Below are 19,273 nucleotides of genomic sequence, written 5' to 3'. Positions count from 1 at the left end.
GGTCGGGACAAAAATCCCGACCTTTTGAATCTAATATAATTTCTTCTTAATCATTGAACGTTGAAAGTTTGATGCCGCTAAACTCAAGGCAATTGCTAGGCTAAAAGCCAGAACTGTATTAAACTTGAGGGCTAAAAAGATGAAGCTAAATAAGGCTAAAAAGACGCAAAAACAAGCAATGTTTACAAAGAAAAGAACTTCCTTCAAACTAGCAACGGAAGTGGTTTCTGGAACATAGTCTTGGTATAGCGTTGTTTGAGTTTCCTCTTCTTCAAACTCATACGATTGATATTTTCTTACGGGCATGATTCTCTCCTTAACAGTACTCTTTCATTTTACCATTTTTCAAGAAAAAAATTATTACAGTAAGGTTACAAAAATAATAAGTAAATTTATCATTTTAGGGAATAGCTGATTTTTCAGAAATGTGGTATAATTTTTCTTATGGAAAAGATTATTATTACAGCAACTGCTGAAAGCATTGAACAAGTAAAAGAATTACTAGAGGCGGGAGTTGACCGCATCTATGTCGGTGAGAAAGATTTTGGGCTTCGCCTACCAAAGACTTTTTCTTATGATGAACTGAGAACCATCGCTGGTCTGGTTCATGATGCAGGTAAGGAATTGATCGTAGCGGTCAATGCCCTTATGCATCAGGATATGATGGATCGTATCAAACCCTTTCTTGATTTCTTGGAAGAAATTAAAACAGACTACATTACTGTTGGGGATGCGGGTGTCTTTTATGTTGTCAATCGTGATGGTTATTCTTTTAAAACTATCTATGATGCCTCAACGATGGTAACTAGCAGCCGTCAGATTAATTTCTGGGGACAAAAGGCTGGCGCTTCTGAGGCAGTATTGGCTCGCGAAATTCCATCTGCAGAGCTCTTTAAAATGCCTGAAATTTTGGAAATTCCTGCTGAAATTTTGGTCTATGGAGCAAGTGTTATCCACCACTCTAAGCGTCCACTCCTGCAGAATTACTATAATTTTACTCAGATTGATGATGAAAAAACACGTCAACGTGACCTCTTCTTAGCAGAGCCTAGTGATCCAGATAGCCATTACTCTATTTTTGAAGACAATCATGGAACTCACATTTTTGCCAATAACGACCTTGATTTGATGACTAAATTGCCAGAGTTGGTAGAACATGGTTTCACTCATTGGAAGCTAGAAGGACTTTATACTCCAGGGCAAGATTTTGTTGAGATTGCAAAACTCTTCATCCAAGCCCGTAGTTTGATTCAAGAGGGAAGCTTTACGCATGACCAAGCCTTCTTGTTGGATGAGCAAGTCCGTAAACTACATCCCAAAAATCGTTTCCTTGACACAGGATTTTATGACTACGATCCTGACATGGTTAAATAAGAATCAGAAACCCGAAATAAAATGTTCGGGTTTTTCTAGTGCAAGGATGAATTTAAAGCGTATTCATGTTATAATAAAAGTAGCTTTTTGTTTGGAGGTGTTTAAGTGGAAAATCTGAAAAAAATAGCAGGCATCAAGGCTGCTGAGTTCGTAACCGACGGAATGGTTGTAGGACTTGGAACAGGCTCGACTGCCTATTATTTCGTAGAGGAGATCGGACGTAGAATTAAAGAAGAAGGACTTCAAATTACAGCAGTAACGACCTCGAGTGTAACGACAAAACAGGCACAAGGATTGAATATCCCACTTAAGTCGATTGACGAGGTGGATGAGGTGGACGTGACTGTTGATGGAGCTGATGAGGTAGATCGCCAGTTTAATGGTATCAAAGGAGGCGGTGGTGCGCTTCTAATGGAAAAAGTAGTTGCGACACCAACCAAACAGTATATCTGGGTGGTAGATGAGAGCAAAATGGTTGAGAAACTGGGCGCTTTCAAACTACCTGTCGAAGTTGTCCAATACGGAGCAGAACAGGTTTTCCGTCGTTTTGAAAAAGCTGGTTACAAGCCAAGTTTTCGTGAAAAAGATGGGCAACGCTTTGTGACGGATATGAAAAATTTCATCATTGATCTTGATTTAGGTGTTATTGAAGATCCGATTGCTTTTGGTCATCAACTGGATCTTCAGGTCGGTATTGTTGAGCACGGTTTATTTAATCAAATGGTTGATAAAGTCATTGTTGCAGGGCAAGCTGGCGTTCAGATTTTAACTTCAACAAAAGGGAAATAAAGGAGGCAAACAATGTCAAAATTTAAACGTATTCACTTGGTGGTACTTGATTCTGTAGGAATCGGTGCAGCACCAGATGCTAATAACTTTGTCAATGCAGGGGTTCCAGATGGAGCATCTGATACACTTGGCCATATTTCAAAATCAGTTGGTTTGAATGTCCCTAACATGGCTAAGATTGGTCTTGGGAATATCGAGCGTGAGACAGCACTAAAAACTGTTCCCGCAGAAGCAAATCCTAGTGGTTACTACACTAAACTTGAGGAAGTGTCATTAGGTAAAGATACCATGACAGGTCACTGGGAAATCATGGGCCTCAATATCACTGAACCTTTCGATACTTTCTGGAATGGATTCCCAGAAGAAATCCTTACAAAGATTGAAGAATTTTCAGGTCGTAAAGTAATCCGTGAAGCAAACAAACCTTACTCAGGAACTGCTGTTATCGATGATTTTGGACCACGCCAAATGGAAACAGGTGAGTTGATTATCTATACATCAGCTGACCCGGTTCTTCAAATAGCTGCCCATGAAGACATTATTCCTTTGGATGAACTCTATCGTATTTGTGAGTACGCTCGTTCGATTACATTGGAACGTCCAGCTCTTCTAGGTCGTATCATTGCACGTCCTTATGTTGGTGAGCCTGGAAACTTCACACGTACTGCAAATCGTCGTGACTTGGCTGTATCACCATTTGCTCCAACAGTTTTGGACAAACTCAACGAAGCAGGTATTGATACTTACTCAGTAGGTAAGATTAGCGATATCTTTAATGGTGCTGGGGTGAACCATGATATGGGCCACAATAAGTCAAATAGCCATGGAATTGATACGCTTTTGACAACAATGGGCCTTACTGAGTTTGAAAAAGGATTCTCATTCACTAACTTGGTCGACTTTGATGCTCTCTATGGTCACCGTCGCAATGCCCACGGCTACCGCGATTGCTTGCACGAGTTTGACGAACGCTTGCCAGAAATCATCGCAGCTATGCTTGAAGATGATCTACTCATGATTACTGCTGACCATGGTAATGATCCTACTTATGCTGGTACAGACCATACTCGTGAATACATTCCACTTTTGGTCTACAGCCCATCATTAAAAGGAAATGGACACCTACCAATCGGTCATTTTGCTGATATTTCTGCGACAATCGCTGATAACTTTGGCGTAGATAAGGCTATGATTGGTGAAAGCTTCTTAGATAAATTGGTTTAAGATGACTCGCTTGGCATTACTGGTTAGAGGGATCAATGTCGGTGGGAAACATAAGGTGGTCATGGCCCAATTTCGTCAAGAATTGACAGAGTTGGGATTGGAAACTGTTGAAACCTACATCAATAGTGGCAATATTTTCTTTGACACAAGTATCTCGAAGACTCAACTAGTGGAGATCTTACAGGCTTTCTTTGACAAGCATTATCCATTTATCCAACATTTTTCCTTGTTAAGTCAAGAAGATTACGAAGAGGAGCTTAGAACTCTTCCGGAATGGTGGTTCCAAGAAATGGCTCGAAAGGATGTTCTCTTTTATACTGAGGGACTGGATACCAAGCAAGTCATCGAGAAAGTCGAAAGTATGGAACTGGTAGATGAAGTGCTTCATTTCGGGAAACTGGGAATCTTCTGGGGCAAATTCTCAGAAGAAACCTATAGCAAAACAGCCTATCACAAGTACCTGCTAAAGATGCCTTTCTATCGTAATATTACTATTCGAAATGCTAAAACTTTTGACAAAATCGGTCAATTTTTAAAAGATTATGAAGGAGACAGACAATGACATTATTAGCAAAAATCAATGAAACAGCTGCTTTCTTAAAAGAAAAGGGAGTAGAAGCACCAGAGTTCGGTTTGATTCTTGGATCAGGACTGGGAGAACTTGCTGAAGAAATCGAAAATCCAGTTGTTGTAGACTACGCTGAAATTCCAAACTGGGGACGTTCAACTGTTGTTGGACACGCTGGAAAATTAGTTTACGGTGAGCTTGCAGGACGTAAAGTCTTAGCCCTTCAAGGACGCTTCCACTTCTACGAAGGAAATCCTCTTGAAGTTGTGACTTTTCCAGTTCGTGTTATGAAAGTTTTAGGCTGTGAAGGTGTGATTGTTACCAATGCTGCTGGAGGTATCGGCTTTGGTCCTGGTACTTTGATGGCTATCACTGACCACATCAATATGACAGGCCAAAACCCTCTAATCGGTGAAAACTTGGATGACTTCGGTCCACGATTCCCAGACATGTCAAAAGCCTACACTCCAGAATATCGTGCTACAGCTCATGCAGTTGCTGAAAAACTTGGTGTTAAACTTGATGATGGTGTTTATATCGGTGTAACTGGTCCAACGTATGAAACTCCAGCTGAAATCCGTGCATATAAGACACTTGGTGCAGATGCGGTTGGTATGTCCACTGTTCCTGAAGTTATCGTGGCAGCTCACTCTGGCTTGAAAGTTCTTGGTATTTCATGTATTACCAACTTTGCGGCTGGTTTCCAAGAGGAACTTAACCACGAAGAAGTAGTAGAAGTGACCGAACGTGTCAAAGGCGACTTTAAAGGCTTGCTGAAAGCGATTCTTGCTGAATTGTAAGACTATGAGAGTACGACTCCAAAGTATTCCCTATGGACTGAGAGTGCTTCTAGCCACTTTATCATTAGGAATAGGGACGGGTCTGGTCGGAATTGCCTGTCATTATCTACTAGAAGGGGTGCAAGGGCTGGCTTTTGGCCAAGATGAGTCGGATTTACTCCAGCAATTTCAAGAAGCTGGAGGTCTCCGTAGATTTTTGGTCTTATGTGTGACTGGGTGCTTGTCAGCTGGCTTCTGGTATGTCCTGCAAAAGCGTTATAAGATTCTGTCTATTCGCCAGCAAATTGACTTAGCTGGAGACAGAGAACCAGCGCCCTTAGCCCAGCTCCTTCATGCAGGTATGCAGGTTGCGATTGTCGGAGCAGGTGCATCGGTCGGAAAAGAAGGAGCACCACGTGAGGTCGGGGCTCTTCTAGCTGGTCGCTTGGCGAAAGGTTTTTCTCTAGCCCTCAAAGAGCGAAAAGTCTTGATTGCCTGTGGTGCTGGAGCTGGTTTAGCTTCGGTCTATCAAGTTCCCTTTGCCAGTAGCTTGTTTGTCTTTGAGACCTTAGGACTCGCCTACAGTTGGCAAAACCTTCTACTGGTTTTGATCAGCACTTATCTGGCCACCTGGGTCGCTCAGTCCATCATTGGTCAAGAGGCTATTTATCACCTGTCCGCAGTCTCATGGTCGGCTAGCAGTTTCTTTCAGGCTATTGTGATTGCTTTCTTGGTTACTCCCTTGGCTCTGGTCTTTACTTTCCTCGCCAAGCGGGCTAGTCACAAACGGCGGAAGGATGGGACGATTCTTTGGGCTCTTCCTCTAGCCTTTCTAGTGCTGGGGAGCCTAGTAGCCTTTTTCCCTATCTTTATGGGAAATGGCCAGGTACTAGCGCAAGCCCTCTTGTCTAGCCAGTCGATTCCTTATCTTCCACTGGCTCTTGCAGTGAAGGGGTTTCTGGTTTATCTCCTCTTGCGCAATGGTGCTTATGGGGGAACTTTGACACCATCATTTGCCTTAGGGATTGGCTCTGGCTACCTAGTGACCTTGCTTTTGACAGCAGTTGGGATTCATCTAGATCCTGCTCTAGGGATGTTACTAGGAGCGACCGTCTTTTTAGGGACGACCTTAAAAGCTCCTCTGACAGCCATTGCCCTGAGCCTTGGATTTACAGGCCAAACTTGGAGTTTGACAATTCCGCTTGTACTTGCGGCTGGTCTGTCTTACGTGATTCGAAAGAGATGGGAGAAGAAAGGATGAAGGTTCACTTTATTTTACATGAAACCTTTGAAGTGCCGGGCGCTTATCTAAAATGGGCGCAGGAGCGTGGCCATCAAGTGACCACGACCAAAGTCTATGAGAATGAAGCATTACCAGAGACAGTGGATGAGATCGACTTTTTGATCGTAATGGGAGGACCTCAATCGCCAGATGAAGATCGGGAAACTTTTCCATACTACGATCCTCAGGCAGAGATTGAGCTGATTCAAAAGGCTATGAAGGCAGATCGTTATATTGTTGGTGTCTGTCTTGGTGCTCAGCTCTTGTCTGTTGCTTATGGCGCAGAGTATGAACATAGTCCAGAGCGTGAGATTGGTGTTTATCCAATAACACTTACTGAAGCTGGTTTAAAAGATGAACATGTCAAAGTTCTTGGACCGACTCTAAATACAGGACACTGGCATGGCGATATGCCAGGATTGACAGAAGATGCTATCGTCCTTGCGACCAGTCAAGGCTGTCCACGTCAGATTATTCGCTTTAGTCTTAAACACTATGCCTTCCAAGCTCATTTGGAATTTGATCCAGAAGCAGTAGAGCTCTTAATTGCTGCGGATGGTGAAGAAGTTTTGGAAGAACAAAGCAAGAATTTGACTTATGTTCAAAAGCCTGAAGCTATTCGTGCATATGATTATCAAGAAATGAATGCAAAACTCTATGCATTTTTGGATTCATTAACAAAATAAATATAAAAATGAAAGAAAAGGAAAGGGAGTTCGGGTTTGAAATTGAACCCGTAATCGCCTCAACTTTCAAAACTAACTTACAATTGAACCCGCCCTAAAAGCTGTGTGAAAAAGATCGATTGCCTTGCAAGTCCAGTACTTGCTGCGTCAATCCCCTATTTTCACTGTGCTTTTTACGGGCTTGGTATCTTATAGAAAGGTAGAGCGTGTGTTCTAATTTGAACACGAGCGGAAAGCTTTTCTAATTACTCAATTAAAAAAGAAAGGATGGGTTAACCGTATTAGCTGAACTGAATACGGGCGGAGAACTGTGTAAAAAAGATAAACTGTCTAGCATTTACAATGCGTCGCCAGTTTCCTATTTTTACTTTGTTCTCTGTCGCCTGTCTTGTTTATAAAAAATGAAAGGAAGGGTAGTTCGGGTTTGAAACTGAACCCGGGCTAGAGGCTGTGTAAAAAAGATAAATCCTCCTAGATGCGAGGCATCTTTGTCGGATTTCCTATTTTTACTTTGCCTCTTTTACGCCCTTGGTATCTTATATTATGTCTATCCATATTGCTGCTAAGCAGGGTGAAATTGCTGATAAAATTCTTCTTCCTGGGGATCCTCTTCGTGCGAAGTTTATCGCTGAGAATTTCCTTGAAGATGCTGTTTGCTTTAACGAAGTCCGTAACATGTTTGGTTACACAGGTACCTACAAAGGACACCGTGTTTCTGTTATGGGAACAGGGATGGGAATGCCATCAATCTCTATCTATGCCCGTGAGTTGATTGTAGACTACGGAGTGAAGAAATTGATCCGTGTCGGAACTGCTGGTTCTTTGAATGAGGATGTTCATGTCCGTGAATTAGTTTTGGCACAAGCAGCTGCTACCAACTCAAACATTATCCGCAATGATTGGCCTCAATATGATTTTCCACAAATCGCTAGCTTTGATTTACTTGATAAAGCCTACCATATTGCCAAAGACCTTGGCATGACCACTCACGTCGGAAATGTTTTGTCATCAGATGTCTTCTACTCAAACTACTTTGAGAAGAATATCGAACTTGGTAAGTGGGGAGTAAAAGCGGTGGAAATGGAAGCAGCAGCTCTGTACTATCTTGCTGCCCAACACCATGTTGATGCTCTTGCTATTATGACGATTTCTGACAGCTTGGTTAACCCAGAAGAAGACACTACAGCAGAAGAGCGCCAAAATAATTTCACAGATATGATGAAGGTTGGTCTAGAAACCTTGATTGCAGACTAAAGTTAGATTCCATTCATGTGATTACTCTTGTTCTCGAAATGATAAGCATGTTCATTGCTTCAATCCTATAATAGATGAGAATAAGGACTTTGAAGAAAGTCAAATTGTGTCAAAGGATCAAAAGTAGTCAGTTTAACATTTAAATCATAATCAAATAAAGTTGAAAGCCTGGTTGACAGAAGCTAAAGGTTTTCAACTTTTTTAGAACAAAAACTAAAGGAGGGGTGAAATGGATAAGATTGAACAATTACAGGAACTGATAGATAAAAGTCAGAGAATTGTCTTTTTCGGTGGTGCAGGGGTTTCTACAGAGTCTAATATTCCTGATTTTCGAAGTTCTGATGGTGTTTATAGTCTTAAGTTGGGGCGCCATTTTACTGCCGAGCAATTGGTTTCACGCACCATGTTTGAACGCTATCCAGAGGATTTTTTTGATTTCTACAAAAAGTATCTCGTCTATCCAGATGCCAAGCCAAATTTAGCACATGATTATCTAGCGTCGTTAGAAAAAACAGGTAAATTAAAGGCGATTGTGACGCAAAATATTGATAGCTTGCATGAAATGGCGGGGTCTCAGAAAGTTTTGAAACTGCACGGTAGTGCAGATCGTAATTACTGTTTGGGCTGTCATCGATTTTATGATTTGAATGCATTTTTGGCACTTGAAGGTCCAGTTCCTCACTGCTTAGATTGTGGCAATGTGGTTAAACCTGACGTAACTCTTTATGAGGAATCGCTAGATATGGACGTATTTAGTCGAGCAGCCCAAGTCATTCAGCAAGCAGATTTATTGATTATTGGAGGAACTTCCTTAGTCGTTTATCCTGCAGCTAGCCTCATCAATTATTTTTCAGGGTCAAATCTTGTCGTTATCAACAAGTCCAGCACTCCTCAAGACAGCCAAGCTGATTTAGTTATCGAAGGTAAGATCGGAGAAGTTTTTTCTAAATTGAGACAATAAAAAACTGAAAGAAGTAGGACTATACTTCCTTCAGTTTTTTGTATCACGCCTCAGAAACTATGAACACGATTCTCTTCATTTCTAAGGAATCTTATATTTGATTTATAATTTGATTGAGTTATTTTTAATTGTTGAATAAAAGGAAAAAAGGAAGATTTTCTGGATGAAAATCTTCCTTTTTTAGTCAATCAGTACATGCTGATTTTAATGAAATGCTACTATATTGTTTACTTTTTTAAAGATCGCAAAAAACAATCAATCTCTGCTTGAGAATGGAGAATACGAATCTTTTCTGGGTAAGTATTGTTTAAGTATTGGTATCTTTCCTTAGCATTTTTTGTACGTCCATCCCAGAGAATCCAACGAATAAATTCCCAATTGAATTGCTCGGGGCATCCCTTAGCCATACTTTCTCTCACTTTTCCTCTGTACTTTAAATACCGCTTAAAGGCTCTTAGCAGACAATTCCAAGCAGAGAAGTTTAAAAAGATGATCTGGTCAGCTTGCTCCATTCTTTCCTCATAACAACACCAAGAGTAGTTGCCATCAATGACCCAGTTTTCGTTGTTGGCTAGAAAAGTTTTCATTTCGTTCAGCATCCAGTCACGGTCACTATCTTGCCACCCTGGCTGAAATTGGAGAGTATCCATATGAAGTTTGGGGATAGAGTAGTGATTAGCTAGTTTTTCTGCCAGAGTGGATTTGCCTGATCCAGAATATCCAATGATAGCTATTTTCATAATAACCTCCAGAAAATGTGCACAAAAAAAGCTCCGAAGAGCTCATTTTGTATGCAGTTAATAATTAACCAAGTTTAGCTGCAAGACGTGCTTTATCACGGCTAGCTTTATTTTTGTGGATCAAACCTTTAGTTTCTGCTTTATCGATAGCTGAGCTGGCAGCACGGTAAAGTTCTTCAGATGGGTTTGCTTCAAAAGCTTTGATAGCAGTACGCATAGCTGATTTTTGAGCTGAGTTTTTTTCGTTTTGTTTAACGTTCAATTCAGCGCGTTTGATAGCTGATTTAATGTTTGCCAATGTTCTTACCTCCATTTTTACTAACTATACCATTATATCTGAAAACTTACGTTTTGACAAGGGAAAATTATTTTTTTAAGTAAATTTCATCAATTTCGTGATTTTTAGATTTATGGAGAATGACCTCTGCACGATTTCGTGTAGGTTCAATGTAATTCTGGAGATTGGTTAGGTTGATACTGGTCCAAACTTGGTGGGCAAAATCCTTGACTTCACTAAGAGGAAGTTGAGTGAAACGGTAGTAATAGCTACTTGGATCATCTTGAGCAAAGCTAAGAAGTTTTAAGAAACGATCCAAATACCAGCTTTCAATATCCTCGACTGCGGCGTCGACATAGATTGAAAAGTCAAAGAAATCAGTAATATAGAGACGGTCATTATGGGGATTTTGGAATACGTTGATTCCCTCAACAATGACAAAATCAGCGGCTTCTACTCGTTGTTTTTGACCAGGGACAATATCATAGATTTCATGGGAATAAACAGGTATATCAACATCCTGCCCATTTTTAAGTTGGTCTAGGAAATTGAGCAAAGCTTCCATGTCGTAGCTCTCAGGAAAACCCTTGCGGTTGAGAATGTCTTGCTCAATTAAGACACTGTTTGGGTATAAAAAACCATCCGTAGTAACCAGTTCAACACTTGCTCCAGGAACTATACGAGAAAGCAAAATTTGCAAGAGTCGACTAGTAGTTGACTTACCTACGGCAACACTTCCTGAAACTCCGATAATAAAGGGCTGTTTTTTGCTCTCTCTTTGAAGGAAAATGCCTTTTGAAAAGGCAAGATCTTCTTTGGAACGTTTGTAAATCTGAATCAGATGTGCCAGTGGCAGATAGATATCCGTAACGTCTTGAAGGCTAATCTGGTCATTGAAACTCTTAATAGAATCTAACTCTTCCTCGGTCAGGGGAGGGGTTGTTTTGCGATGCAAGGATTGCCAAGTTTCGCGGTTTATCTTTTCAAAATGTAAAAATTCGTTGGTCATACTATATCCTCGTTTGATATCTTAGTATACCATATTTTAGAAAGAATAACCATCTGACCAATTGAGAAAAAGCGCTTTCTTTGTTAAAATCTAAGAGGAAAAACCTATAAAGGAGGACTAAGATGAAAGCTAGATTAAGAGAAAAAACGCTGGTTTTTATCAGCCTATTTGTAGTTGTTTTATGGTTATCACCAAACTGGGTGAATTTTTCCTTTTCAATAGGATCTTACTCCTATAACTGGACTATCTTTGTCCTTTTTATCTTATTGCCACTCATAGGACTTGGCTACCTTGTGTTAGCTTTCTTTAAAAGAAAGTGGTGGCTCTTCTTTTTTGGTTTAGCTTGTATCTTTGCTTTTCCGCTTACCATGGCAGTAGGGAGCTTTTTACTAGGTCCCTAATCCTAATCAGAACTTATATTATTTTTGAAAAAATACAATGTGATTCAAGGGCTTGATACCTTTGTAAACGATTTACAAATAACTTATTTTTATGGTAAAATAGTGTCATGAGTAAAATGTATTATGCAGAAAATCCAGACGCAGCCCATGACGTTCATGAACTTAGAGTTGAGCTACTTGGGCAAAAGATGACCTTTTTGACAGACGCAGGTGTCTTTAGTAAAAAAATGATTGATTTTGGTAGCCAGCTCTTACTAAGATGTTTAGATGTCGAAGAAGGTGAAAAAATTCTTGATGTTGGTTGTGGCTATGGTCCAATAGGCTTGTCTTTGGTTAAGGCTTATGGTGCTCAGGCGACTATGGTGGATATCAATAATCGTGCCCTGGATTTAGCCCAGCAAAATGCAGTAAAAAACAAAGTTCAAGCGACTATCTTCCAGTCTAATATTTATGAGCAGGTAGAAGGACAATTTGACCATGTCATTTCGAATCCACCCATACGTGCAGGCAAGCAAGTAGTTCACGAAATCATCGAAAAAAGTATAGACTTTTTAGTAGACGGTGGTGATTTGACTATTGTCATCCAGAAAAAACAAGGAGCCCCAAGTGCCAAAAGTAAGATGGAAGACGTATTTGGCAATTGCGAGGTTGTAAAGAAAGATAAGGGATATTACATCCTTAGAAGTGTAAAAGAATGAGAGCAGTAGATCTAATCCAGAAAAAAAGAGACGGCCAAGAACTAAGCTCCAGTGAGATCCAATGGCTGATTGAAGGGTATGTATCTGGAATCGTCCCTGACTACCAGATGGCGGCTTTTGCTATGGCAGTATATTTTCAGGGAATGACTATCGATGAGATTTCTGACTTAACTATGAACATGGTGAAGACAGGTCAAGAATTTGATTTATCAGCTATTGAGGGTATAAAGGTTGATAAACACTCTACTGGTGGAGTGGGAGATAAGGTTACCTTAATTTTAGCACCCTTGGTAGCTAGTTTTGATGTTCCAGTGGCTAAGATGAGTGGTCGAGGTTTGGGTCATACTGGTGGGACCATTGATAAGTTAGAATCCATCAAAGGTTTTCAGATCGAACGAAATCAGGATGAATTTATCAAACAAGTTCAAGAGATTGGGGTCTCAGTTATTGGCCAGTCTGATCAACTGGTTAAGGCTGATAAATTGCTCTATGCCCTTCGTGATGTGACGGCAACGGTTGATACTATTCCCTTGATTGCTAGCTCAGTCATGAGTAAAAAGATTGCAGCTGGAGCTGACGCCATCTTACTTGACGTTACTGTTGGTGAAGGTGCCTTCATGAAAACAGTGGACGAGGCCCGTGAATTGGCTCAAACTATGGTAAATCTTGGTAAAGCTGTAGGTCGCAAGACAGTAGCAGTCATTACGGACATGAGTCAACCCTTGGGACGTGCCATTGGAAACCGCTTGGAAATCCTAGAAGCACTAGAAATTCTTCAAGGTAAGGGACGTGAAGATATTAGTCATTTTATCTGCGAGTTAGCCCAGATTATGCTATCTTTAGCAAATGTTGAAAAAACTGTTGAGGAAGTAAGGCAACATCTTGAAAATGGTAAGGCACTCCAGAAATTCGAAGAGATGGTTGTAGCTCAGGGTGGAGATTTAGAAGACCTCTATCGTCCAGTAAAAGTTGACCATATAGTTGATATTCCTGCTCAAGAGGATGGTATTATCGCAGAACTTCCAGCCATGGAGTTTGGTCTTTTTGCCATGAGATTGGGTGCTGGTCGTGCAGTGAAAACAGACGCCCTTGACTTTGAGACAGGGATTGTTTTTGAGAAGAAAGTTGGAGACTTTGTCAGAAAGGGTGAAATTGTTGCAAAAGTATATACAAATGGCAAAATTTCTCCGGAACTAGTTACAGATTTCCAAAAATATGTTAAAATTAAAATAAGTGATGAAGTGATAAAATCGCGTGAAATTATCGAAATCATCTCCTAATTTAAGGAAAAACCGAAATGAAATTAAATAAATACATTGATCATACGCTTTTAAAACAAGATGCAACAGTGGAACAAATTGATCGTTTGTTATCTGAAGCCAAAGATTATGATTTTGCCAGTGTTTGTGTCAATCCTTGCTGGGTTGCTCATGCCAAATCTGGTCTTGCAGACACAGATGTTAAGGTTTGTACGGTTGTAGGCTTCCCTCTTGGAGCCACAACATCTGCTGTTAAAGCTTTCGAAACCAAAGAAGCTATCCAAAATGGTGCTGATGAGATTGATATGGTTATCAATGTTGGAGCACTCAAGTCTGGGAATGCTGATTTAGTTGAGTCAGATATTCGAGCTGTTGTTGAAGCAAGCGGAGACAAACTGGTTAAGGTTATTATCGAGGCTTGTTTGTTGACTGATGAAGAAAAAGTTCTAGCTTGTCAGCTAGCTCAGAAAGCAGGAGCAGACTTTGTCAAGACGTCAACAGGCTTCTCAACAGGTGGTGCAACCCTACCGGATGTTAAATTAATGCGCCAGACAGTTGGACCTGATATGGGGGTTAAGGCTGCTGGTGGTGCTCGTTCTTATGCAGATGCTGTTGCCTTTGTTGAAGCTGGAGCTACTCGTATTGGAACATCTTCTGGTGTAGCAATCTTAAAAGGAGAGTTAGCAGATGGCGACTACTGAGTTGATTGATTTAGCGATTGAAACTAGTAAAAAAGCTTACGTTCCCTACTCACATTTTCCGATTGGCGCTGTTTTGGTAGCCAAGGACGGAAGTATCTATACAGGGGTTAACATTGAAAATGCTAGCTATCCCTTGACTAACTGTGGCGAAAGGACAGCTATCTTTAAGGCAGTTTCTGAAGGACAACGAGAGTTTTCAGAATTGATTGTTTATGGGGAAACTGAGAAACCTATTTCGCCTTGCGGTGCTTGCCGACAGGTTATGGTCGAATTTTTTAAACCAGATCTAAAGGTGACTCTAGTCGCCAAAGATAAAACGACGGTCGAGATGACGGTCGGGGAATTACTTCCATACTCATTTACAGACTTGCAATAGTCTGTGTCACTCTCTGAGTGACAAGGTCCTTGTGACCAATCAATCCATACTTGCAACTTCGTTGCGCATCTTATTTAGGAGGTTCAGTAATGAACAAGAAACAATGGCTAGGCCTTGGTCTAGTTGCAGTAGCAGCATTTGGACTTGCTGCATGTGGTAATCGCTCTTCTCGTAACGCAGCATCTTCATCTTCTGATTTGAAGACTAAAGCAGCTATCGTTACAGATACTGGTGGTGTTGATGATAAATCATTCAACCAATCAGCTTGGGAAGGTCTTCAAGCTTGGGGTAAAGAGCACAATCTTGCAAAAGATAAAGGCTACACATACTTCCAATCAACAAGTGAAGCTGACTACGCTAACAACTTGAACCAAGCAGCAGGAAGCTACAACTTGATTTATGGTGTTGGTTTTGCCCTTCACAATGCAGTTGAAGAAGCAGCGAAAGAACATGCAGACTTGAACTATGTTTTGATTGATGATGTGATTAAAGATCAAAAGAACGTAGCAAGTGTAACATTTGCTGATAACGAAGCAGCTTACCTTGCAGGTGTAGCAGCAGCTAAAACTACTAAAACAAAACAAGTTGGTTTTGTAGGTGGTATGGAATCTGAAGTTATTTCTCGTTTCGCTGCTGGTTTCAAAGCTGGTGTTGAGTCAGTTGACCCATCTATCAAAGTACAAGTAGACTACGCTGGTTCATTTGGTGATGCCGCTAAAGGTAAAACAATCGCTGCAGCTCAATACGCTGCAGGTGCAGACGTAATCTACCAAGCAGCTGGTGGTACTGGTGCAGGTGTCTTCTCAGAAGCTAAATCTTTGAATGAAAGCAAAAATGAAGACGAAAAAGTTTGGGTTATCGGTGTAGACCGTGACCAAGTTGAAGAAGGTAAATATACTTCTAAAGACGGTAAAGAAGCTAACTTCGTACTTGCTTCTACTTTGAAACAAGTCGGAACAACAGTTCAAGATATTGCAAACAAAACTGAAAAAGGTGAATTCCCTGGCGGTCAAGTGATCGTTTACTCATTGAAGGATAAAGGGGTTGATCTAGTAACAACTAACCTTTCTGAAGAAGGTAAAAAAGCTGTTGAAGATGCAAAAGCTAAAATCCTTGATGGAAGTGTAAAAGTTCCTGAAAAATAATGGATGAAAGTCATTTCTTAGGGGAGCGGCCTGTGGCCGCTTCTTTAAGAATTGAGACAAAGTGTTTTGTCTCAATAGAGCTTGCTAAGTTTCTTTAGCAGGTTTTATTGAAACAAAATAAAACTCTGAAAGGAAGAGCACATGGCACACGAAAATGTCATTGAGATGCGTGAAATTACCAAAGTTTTTGGTGAATTTGTCGCTAACGACAAGATTAACCTTGAACTTCGTAAAGGTGAAATTCATGCACTTTTAGGAGAAAATGGAGCTGGTAAGTCCACTCTTATGAACATGCTTGCAGGGCTTCTAGAACCAACTAGTGGTGAAATTGTGGTTAACGGTCAAGTTGTAAAACTAGACTCGCCATCGAAAGCTGCTAGTCTAGGGATTGGGATGGTTCACCAACACTTTATGTTGGTAGAGGCCTTCACAGTTGCTGAAAATATCATTTTGGGAAGTGAATTGACCAAAAACGGTGTGCTAGATATTGCTCGCGCAACTCGAGAAATCAATGAATTGTCTGAACGCTATGGTTTGGCGGTAGATCCCTCTGCTAAGGTAGCGGATATCTCTGTCGGAGCTCAACAACGTGTTGAGATTTTGAAGACTCTCTATCGTGGAGCAGACATTCTTATCTTTGACGAACCGACTGCTGTTTTAACACCATCAGAAATTGATGAGTTGATGGCTATCATGAAGAACCTAGTTAAGGAAGGCAAATCAATCATCCTTATTACTCACAAGTTGGATGAAATTCGTGCTGTGTCTGACCGTGTTACAGTTATCCGTCGTGGTAAATCTATCGAGACTGTTGAAATTGCTGGTGCAACTAATGCTGACTTGGCAGAAATGATGGTGGGACGTTCTGTTTCCTTCAAAACTGAGAAGCAAGCACCACAACCTAAAGAAGTCGTTCTTTCCATCAAAGACTTGGTTGTTCATGAAAACCGTGGCGTTCCTGCTGTTAAGAATCTTTCACTCGATGTTCGAGCTGGTGAGATTGTCGGAATTGCCGGAATTGATGGAAATGGTCAGTCTGAATTGATCCAAGCTATCACAGGACTTCGTAAGATTGAGTCTGGTAGTGTGGAATTGAAAGGCCAGTCCATTGTAGGATTGCATCCACGTCAAATTACTGAACTGAGCGTTGGTCACGTTCCGGAAGACCGTCACCGTGATGGTTTGGTCTTGGAAATGATGATTTCTGAAAATATCGCTCTTCAAACCTACTATAAAGAACCTCTTAGCAAGAAGGGAATTTTAAATTATACGAATATCATTGACTATGCGAAAAAATTAATGCAGGAGTTTGATGTTCGTGCTGCTAGTGAGATTGTTCCAGCTTCTGCCCTTTCTGGAGGAAATCAACAAAAAGCAATCATCGCTCGGGAGATTGATCGAAATCCGGATCTCCTCATCGTCAGCCAACCAACTCGTGGTTTGGACGTCGGTGCCATTGAATACATTCACAAACGCTTGATTCAAGAACGTGATAATGGGAAAGCTGTCCTTGTAGTCAGCTTTGAACTAGATGAGATTCTAAATGTCTCAGATAGAATCGCTGTTATCCATGATGGTAAGATTCAAGGGATTGTAACGCCAGAAACAACCAACAAGCAAGAGCTTGGTGTCTTGATGGCTGGTGGTGAATTGGAAAAAGGAGAAGAGTGATGTCTAAAAAATTACAACAAATTTCGGTTCCCTTGATTTCTGTTATCCTTGGAATCTTGCTTGGAGCCATCGTCATGTGGATTTTTGGCTATGATGCTATTTGGGGTTATGAAGAGTTGTTCTACACAGCCTTTGGTAGTGTTCGTGGAATCGGTGAAATTTTCCGTGCCATGGGGCCATTAGTCTTGATTGCTCTTGGATTTGCAGTTGCGAGTCGTGCTGGTTTCTTTAATGTCGGGCTTCCAGGACAAGCACTCGCTGGTTGGGTTATGAGTGGCTGGTTCGCTCTTTCAAATCCAGATTTGCCACGTCCATTGTTGATTCTTGCGACGGTTGTCATTGCGTTGGTGGCTGGAGGAATCGTTGGTGCCATTCCTGGTATTTTAAGAGCCTATCTTGGAACATCTGAAGTCATCGTAACCATCATGATGAACTACATTGTTCTCTATACAAGTAATGCCTTTATCCACTCTTTCCCTAAAGATATCATGCAAAGTACAGACTCATCTATCCGAGTAAGTGCAAACGCAACTTATCAAACACCTTGGCTTGCTGAGTTAACAGGAAACTCTCGTATGAATATTGGGATTTTCTTTGCTATCATTGCAGTTGCAGTTATCTGGTTCTTGCTTAAGAAGACAACTCTCGGTTTTGAAATCCGTGCAGTTGGTCTCAATCCAAATGCTTCTGAATACGCAGGTATTTCAGCTAAACGCACCATTATTCTATCAATGATTATCTCAGGTGCTCTTGCAGGTCTAGGTGGAGCTGTAGAAGGACTTGGTACCTTCCAAAACGTCTATGTTCAAGGTTCATCATTGGCAATTGGATTTAATGGTATGGCGGTCAGTCTACTTGCTGCAAACTCACCAATTGGAATTCTCTTTGCAGCCTTCTTGTTCGGAGTGCTTCAAGTTGGAGCCCCTGGTATGAATGCTGCTCAAGTACCATCTGAGCTTGTAAGTATCGTTACAGCCTCAATTATCTTCTTTGTCAGCGTTCACTACATCATCGAACGCTTTGTCAAACCAAGAAAACAACTTAAAGGAGGTAAATAAGGATGTCGATTACAACAATGCTAACCCTTATGGTTTCTTCAATGTTGATTTACTCAGCACCACTTATTTTCACAAGTATCGGAGGCGTTTTCTCTGAACGTGGTGGAGTTGTTAACGTTGGACTTGAAGGAATCATGGTCATGGGTGCCTTCTCTGGAGTTGTTTTTAACCTTGAATTTGCACAAGATTTGGGAGCATTAACTCCTTGGTTGGCTCTTCTAGTTGGTGGATTAGTCGGAGCTATCTTCTCACTGATTCACGCAGTAGCTACAGTTCATTTTCGTGCTGACCATGTTGTCAGTGGTACCGTACTTAACTTGATGGCGCCAGCCTTGGCAGTCTTCTTGGTGAAGGTGCTTTATAACAAGGGACAAACGGATAACTTAACGCAAACTTTTGGACGTTTTGATTTCCCTCTTTTGGCTAATATCCCAGTTATCGGAGATATCTTCTTCAAGTCAACAAGTTTACTTGGTTACCTAGCAATTGCCTTCTCATTCTTAGCATGGTTTGCCCTCTTTAAAACTCGCTTTGGACTTCGCCTCCGTTCAGTTGGTGAACACCCACAAGCAGCAGATACTTTAGGAATCAATGTCTACAAGATGAGATATCTTGGAGTTGTGATTTCAGGTTTCCTTGGAGGAATCGGTGGAGCTATCTACGCTCAGTCAATTTCCGTTAACTTCTCAGTTACAACCATCGTTGGACCTGGATTTATCGCACTTGCTGCTATGATCTTCGGTAAATGGAATCCTGTTGGTGCTATGCTTTCAAGTCTCTTCTTTGGACTATCACAAAGTTTAGCAGTTATCGGTTCTCAACTTCCTTTCTTGCAAGGAGTCCCAGCCGTTTACTTGCAAATTGCACCATATCTTTTGACCATTGTCGTACTAGCAGCCTTCTTTGGTAAAGCTGTTGCACCGAAAGCAGATGGTATCAACTATATCAAATCTAAATAAACAAAAAAGCGTCGGTTTGAAACTGAACTGCATCCCAAAAGTTAGACAGAAAAAATCTAACT

Annotated in this window: 22 protein-coding genes; 18 read left to right on the top strand and 4 right to left on the bottom strand. The window is 41.0% G+C overall.

The genetic code is table 11. From position 1 onward, the window contains the following. Positions 1–30: 30 nt before the first annotated feature. Positions 31–306 (bottom strand): DUF3270 family protein, encoded by a 276-nt coding sequence (locus HMPREF1116_RS04100; protein WP_001145235.1) that lies wholly within the window; start codon positions 304–306, stop codon positions 31–33. A 138-nt stretch (positions 307–444) separates the two neighbouring features. On the opposite strand from HMPREF1116_RS04100, the gene HMPREF1116_RS04095 reads away from it, so the two are divergent. The 9 genes from HMPREF1116_RS04095 to HMPREF1116_RS04055 all read left to right on the top strand — a co-directional run bounded on the left by HMPREF1116_RS04095 (position 445) and on the right by HMPREF1116_RS04055 (position 8,917). Next, positions 445–1,374 carry a peptidase U32 family protein gene (locus tag HMPREF1116_RS04095; RefSeq protein WP_000411186.1) on the top strand — a complete coding sequence of 310 codons (930 nt, stop codon included), beginning with the start codon at positions 445–447 and terminating at the stop codon, positions 1,372–1,374. Between the two features lie 105 nt (positions 1,375–1,479). Then, positions 1,480–2,163: a ribose-5-phosphate isomerase RpiA gene (gene rpiA / locus HMPREF1116_RS04090; protein WP_000429255.1), complete on the top strand. Its 684-nt coding sequence runs from the start codon at positions 1,480–1,482 to the stop codon at positions 2,161–2,163. A gap of 12 nt (positions 2,164–2,175) precedes the next feature. Next, the gene (locus tag HMPREF1116_RS04085) at positions 2,176–3,387 is read left to right on the top strand and encodes a phosphopentomutase (protein WP_000032829.1); all 1,212 of its coding nucleotides are present in this window, start codon (positions 2,176–2,178) and stop codon (positions 3,385–3,387) included. 1 nt (position 3,388) lies between these two features. After that, positions 3,389–3,949, top strand: a complete 561-nt coding sequence (locus HMPREF1116_RS04080; RefSeq protein ID WP_000197381.1) for a DUF1697 domain-containing protein — start codon at positions 3,389–3,391, stop codon at positions 3,947–3,949. Continuing rightward, positions 3,946–4,755, top strand: a complete 810-nt coding sequence (locus tag HMPREF1116_RS04075) for a purine-nucleoside phosphorylase (RefSeq protein WP_000173180.1) — start codon at positions 3,946–3,948, stop codon at positions 4,753–4,755. Before HMPREF1116_RS04080 ends, HMPREF1116_RS04075 begins: the two co-directional genes overlap by 4 nt. Before the next feature lie 4 nt (positions 4,756–4,759). Beyond that, a complete protein-coding gene (locus tag HMPREF1116_RS04070; RefSeq protein WP_029694756.1) occupies positions 4,760–5,995 on the top strand; it encodes a chloride channel protein in 1,236 nt (411 codons plus the stop codon). Beyond that, a complete protein-coding gene (locus tag HMPREF1116_RS04065) occupies positions 5,992–6,702 on the top strand; it encodes a type 1 glutamine amidotransferase (RefSeq protein ID WP_000862847.1) in 711 nt (236 codons plus the stop codon). Before HMPREF1116_RS04070 ends, HMPREF1116_RS04065 begins: the two co-directional genes overlap by 4 nt. Before the next feature lie 543 nt (positions 6,703–7,245). Next, entirely contained in the window at positions 7,246–7,956 is a 711-nt protein-coding gene (deoD, locus tag HMPREF1116_RS04060) for a purine-nucleoside phosphorylase (protein WP_000022075.1), read from the top strand. 229 nt (positions 7,957–8,185) lie between these two features. Then, positions 8,186–8,917 (top strand): NAD-dependent protein deacylase, encoded by a 732-nt coding sequence (locus tag HMPREF1116_RS04055; RefSeq protein WP_000357685.1) that lies wholly within the window; start codon positions 8,186–8,188, stop codon positions 8,915–8,917. 227 nt (positions 8,918–9,144) lie between these two features. Here HMPREF1116_RS04055 and HMPREF1116_RS04050 read toward each other — a convergent pair whose 3' ends face one another. The 3 genes from HMPREF1116_RS04050 to coaA all read right to left on the bottom strand — a co-directional run bounded on the left by HMPREF1116_RS04050 (position 9,145) and on the right by coaA (position 10,943). Continuing rightward, complete coding sequence (locus tag HMPREF1116_RS04050) at positions 9,145–9,657, bottom strand: DNA topology modulation protein (RefSeq protein ID WP_000684224.1); 513 nt, start codon at positions 9,655–9,657, stop codon at positions 9,145–9,147. 64 nt (positions 9,658–9,721) lie between these two features. Next, a complete protein-coding gene (gene rpsT / locus HMPREF1116_RS04045) occupies positions 9,722–9,970 on the bottom strand; it encodes a 30S ribosomal protein S20 (RefSeq protein WP_029689628.1) in 249 nt (82 codons plus the stop codon). A gap of 52 nt (positions 9,971–10,022) precedes the next feature. Continuing rightward, complete coding sequence (gene coaA / locus HMPREF1116_RS04040) at positions 10,023–10,943, bottom strand: type I pantothenate kinase (RefSeq protein WP_000180472.1); 921 nt, start codon at positions 10,941–10,943, stop codon at positions 10,023–10,025. Positions 10,944–11,065: 122 nt separating this feature from the next. On the opposite strand from coaA, the gene HMPREF1116_RS0102005 reads away from it, so the two are divergent. The 9 genes from HMPREF1116_RS0102005 (at position 11,066) to HMPREF1116_RS04000 (ending at position 19,211) form a co-directional block, all read left to right on the top strand. Further along, complete coding sequence (locus tag HMPREF1116_RS0102005) at positions 11,066–11,344, top strand: hypothetical protein (protein WP_000647568.1); 279 nt, start codon at positions 11,066–11,068, stop codon at positions 11,342–11,344. A 107-nt stretch (positions 11,345–11,451) separates the two neighbouring features. After that, positions 11,452–12,042 (top strand): class I SAM-dependent methyltransferase, encoded by a 591-nt coding sequence (locus HMPREF1116_RS04035; protein ID WP_155811939.1) that lies wholly within the window; start codon positions 11,452–11,454, stop codon positions 12,040–12,042. Continuing rightward, positions 12,039–13,322, top strand: coding sequence for a pyrimidine-nucleoside phosphorylase (locus HMPREF1116_RS04030; protein WP_001202926.1), 1,284 nt, complete (start codon positions 12,039–12,041; stop codon positions 13,320–13,322). Before HMPREF1116_RS04035 ends, HMPREF1116_RS04030 begins: the two co-directional genes overlap by 4 nt. A 17-nt stretch (positions 13,323–13,339) precedes the next feature. Next, positions 13,340–14,002 (top strand): deoxyribose-phosphate aldolase, encoded by a 663-nt coding sequence (gene deoC, locus HMPREF1116_RS04025; protein WP_000773722.1) that lies wholly within the window; start codon positions 13,340–13,342, stop codon positions 14,000–14,002. Continuing rightward, the gene (locus tag HMPREF1116_RS04020) at positions 13,989–14,378 is read left to right on the top strand and encodes a cytidine deaminase (protein WP_000246078.1); all 390 of its coding nucleotides are present in this window, start codon (positions 13,989–13,991) and stop codon (positions 14,376–14,378) included. Before deoC ends, HMPREF1116_RS04020 begins: the two co-directional genes overlap by 14 nt. Positions 14,379–14,467: 89 nt before the next feature. Beyond that, positions 14,468–15,523, top strand: a complete 1,056-nt coding sequence (locus HMPREF1116_RS04015) for a BMP family lipoprotein (protein WP_001036116.1) — start codon at positions 14,468–14,470, stop codon at positions 15,521–15,523. A gap of 141 nt (positions 15,524–15,664) precedes the next feature. Then, the gene (locus HMPREF1116_RS04010; RefSeq protein ID WP_000929863.1) at positions 15,665–17,194 is read left to right on the top strand and encodes an ABC transporter ATP-binding protein; all 1,530 of its coding nucleotides are present in this window, start codon (positions 15,665–15,667) and stop codon (positions 17,192–17,194) included. Further along, the gene (locus HMPREF1116_RS04005; RefSeq protein ID WP_000038693.1) at positions 17,194–18,252 is read left to right on the top strand and encodes an ABC transporter permease; all 1,059 of its coding nucleotides are present in this window, start codon (positions 17,194–17,196) and stop codon (positions 18,250–18,252) included. The genes HMPREF1116_RS04010 and HMPREF1116_RS04005 overlap by 1 nt, the downstream gene beginning before the upstream one ends. A gap of 2 nt (positions 18,253–18,254) precedes the next feature. Next, on the top strand, positions 18,255–19,211 hold the full coding sequence (locus HMPREF1116_RS04000; protein WP_000029143.1) for an ABC transporter permease: 957 nt from the start codon (positions 18,255–18,257) through the stop codon (positions 19,209–19,211). Positions 19,212–19,273: the final 62 nt, after the last annotated feature.

It is taken from the genome of Streptococcus sp. SK140 (genome assembly GCF_000259525.1).
GTDB lineage: Bacteria > Bacillota > Bacilli > Lactobacillales > Streptococcaceae > Streptococcus.
The sequence above is the reverse complement of the archived record's forward strand: the minus strand, read 5'-3'. Positions and strand labels throughout refer to the sequence as shown.

Bases quoted from the DNA above. Each gene is read 5' to 3' on its own strand.
- HMPREF1116_RS04100 (WP_001145235.1), bottom strand. From the start codon at position 306: ATGCCCGTAAGAAAATATCAATCGTATGAGTTTGAAGAAGAGGAAACT.
- HMPREF1116_RS04095 (WP_000411186.1), top strand. From the start codon at position 445: ATGGAAAAGATTATTATTACAGCAACTGCTGAAAGCATTGAACAAGTA.
- HMPREF1116_RS04085 (WP_000032829.1), top strand. From the start codon at position 2,176: ATGTCAAAATTTAAACGTATTCACTTGGTGGTACTTGATTCTGTAGGA.
- HMPREF1116_RS04080 (WP_000197381.1), top strand. From the start codon at position 3,389: ATGACTCGCTTGGCATTACTGGTTAGAGGGATCAATGTCGGTGGGAAA.
- HMPREF1116_RS04075 (WP_000173180.1), top strand. From the start codon at position 3,946: ATGACATTATTAGCAAAAATCAATGAAACAGCTGCTTTCTTAAAAGAA.
- HMPREF1116_RS04070 (WP_029694756.1), top strand. From the start codon at position 4,760: ATGAGAGTACGACTCCAAAGTATTCCCTATGGACTGAGAGTGCTTCTA.
- HMPREF1116_RS04065 (WP_000862847.1), top strand. From the start codon at position 5,992: ATGAAGGTTCACTTTATTTTACATGAAACCTTTGAAGTGCCGGGCGCT.
- deoD (WP_000022075.1), top strand. From the start codon at position 7,246: ATGTCTATCCATATTGCTGCTAAGCAGGGTGAAATTGCTGATAAAATT.
- HMPREF1116_RS04055 (WP_000357685.1), top strand. From the start codon at position 8,186: ATGGATAAGATTGAACAATTACAGGAACTGATAGATAAAAGTCAGAGA.
- HMPREF1116_RS04050 (WP_000684224.1), bottom strand. From the start codon at position 9,657: ATGAAAATAGCTATCATTGGATATTCTGGATCAGGCAAATCCACTCTG.
- rpsT (WP_029689628.1), bottom strand. From the start codon at position 9,970: ATGGAGGTAAGAACATTGGCAAACATTAAATCAGCTATCAAACGCGCT.
- coaA (WP_000180472.1), bottom strand. From the start codon at position 10,943: ATGACCAACGAATTTTTACATTTTGAAAAGATAAACCGCGAAACTTGG.
- HMPREF1116_RS0102005 (WP_000647568.1), top strand. From the start codon at position 11,066: ATGAAAGCTAGATTAAGAGAAAAAACGCTGGTTTTTATCAGCCTATTT.
- HMPREF1116_RS04035 (WP_155811939.1), top strand. From the start codon at position 11,452: ATGAGTAAAATGTATTATGCAGAAAATCCAGACGCAGCCCATGACGTT.
- HMPREF1116_RS04030 (WP_001202926.1), top strand. From the start codon at position 12,039: ATGAGAGCAGTAGATCTAATCCAGAAAAAAAGAGACGGCCAAGAACTA.
- deoC (WP_000773722.1), top strand. From the start codon at position 13,340: ATGAAATTAAATAAATACATTGATCATACGCTTTTAAAACAAGATGCA.
- HMPREF1116_RS04020 (WP_000246078.1), top strand. From the start codon at position 13,989: ATGGCGACTACTGAGTTGATTGATTTAGCGATTGAAACTAGTAAAAAA.
- HMPREF1116_RS04015 (WP_001036116.1), top strand. From the start codon at position 14,468: ATGAACAAGAAACAATGGCTAGGCCTTGGTCTAGTTGCAGTAGCAGCA.
- HMPREF1116_RS04010 (WP_000929863.1), top strand. From the start codon at position 15,665: ATGGCACACGAAAATGTCATTGAGATGCGTGAAATTACCAAAGTTTTT.
- HMPREF1116_RS04005 (WP_000038693.1), top strand. From the start codon at position 17,194: ATGTCTAAAAAATTACAACAAATTTCGGTTCCCTTGATTTCTGTTATC.
- HMPREF1116_RS04000 (WP_000029143.1), top strand. From the start codon at position 18,255: ATGTCGATTACAACAATGCTAACCCTTATGGTTTCTTCAATGTTGATT.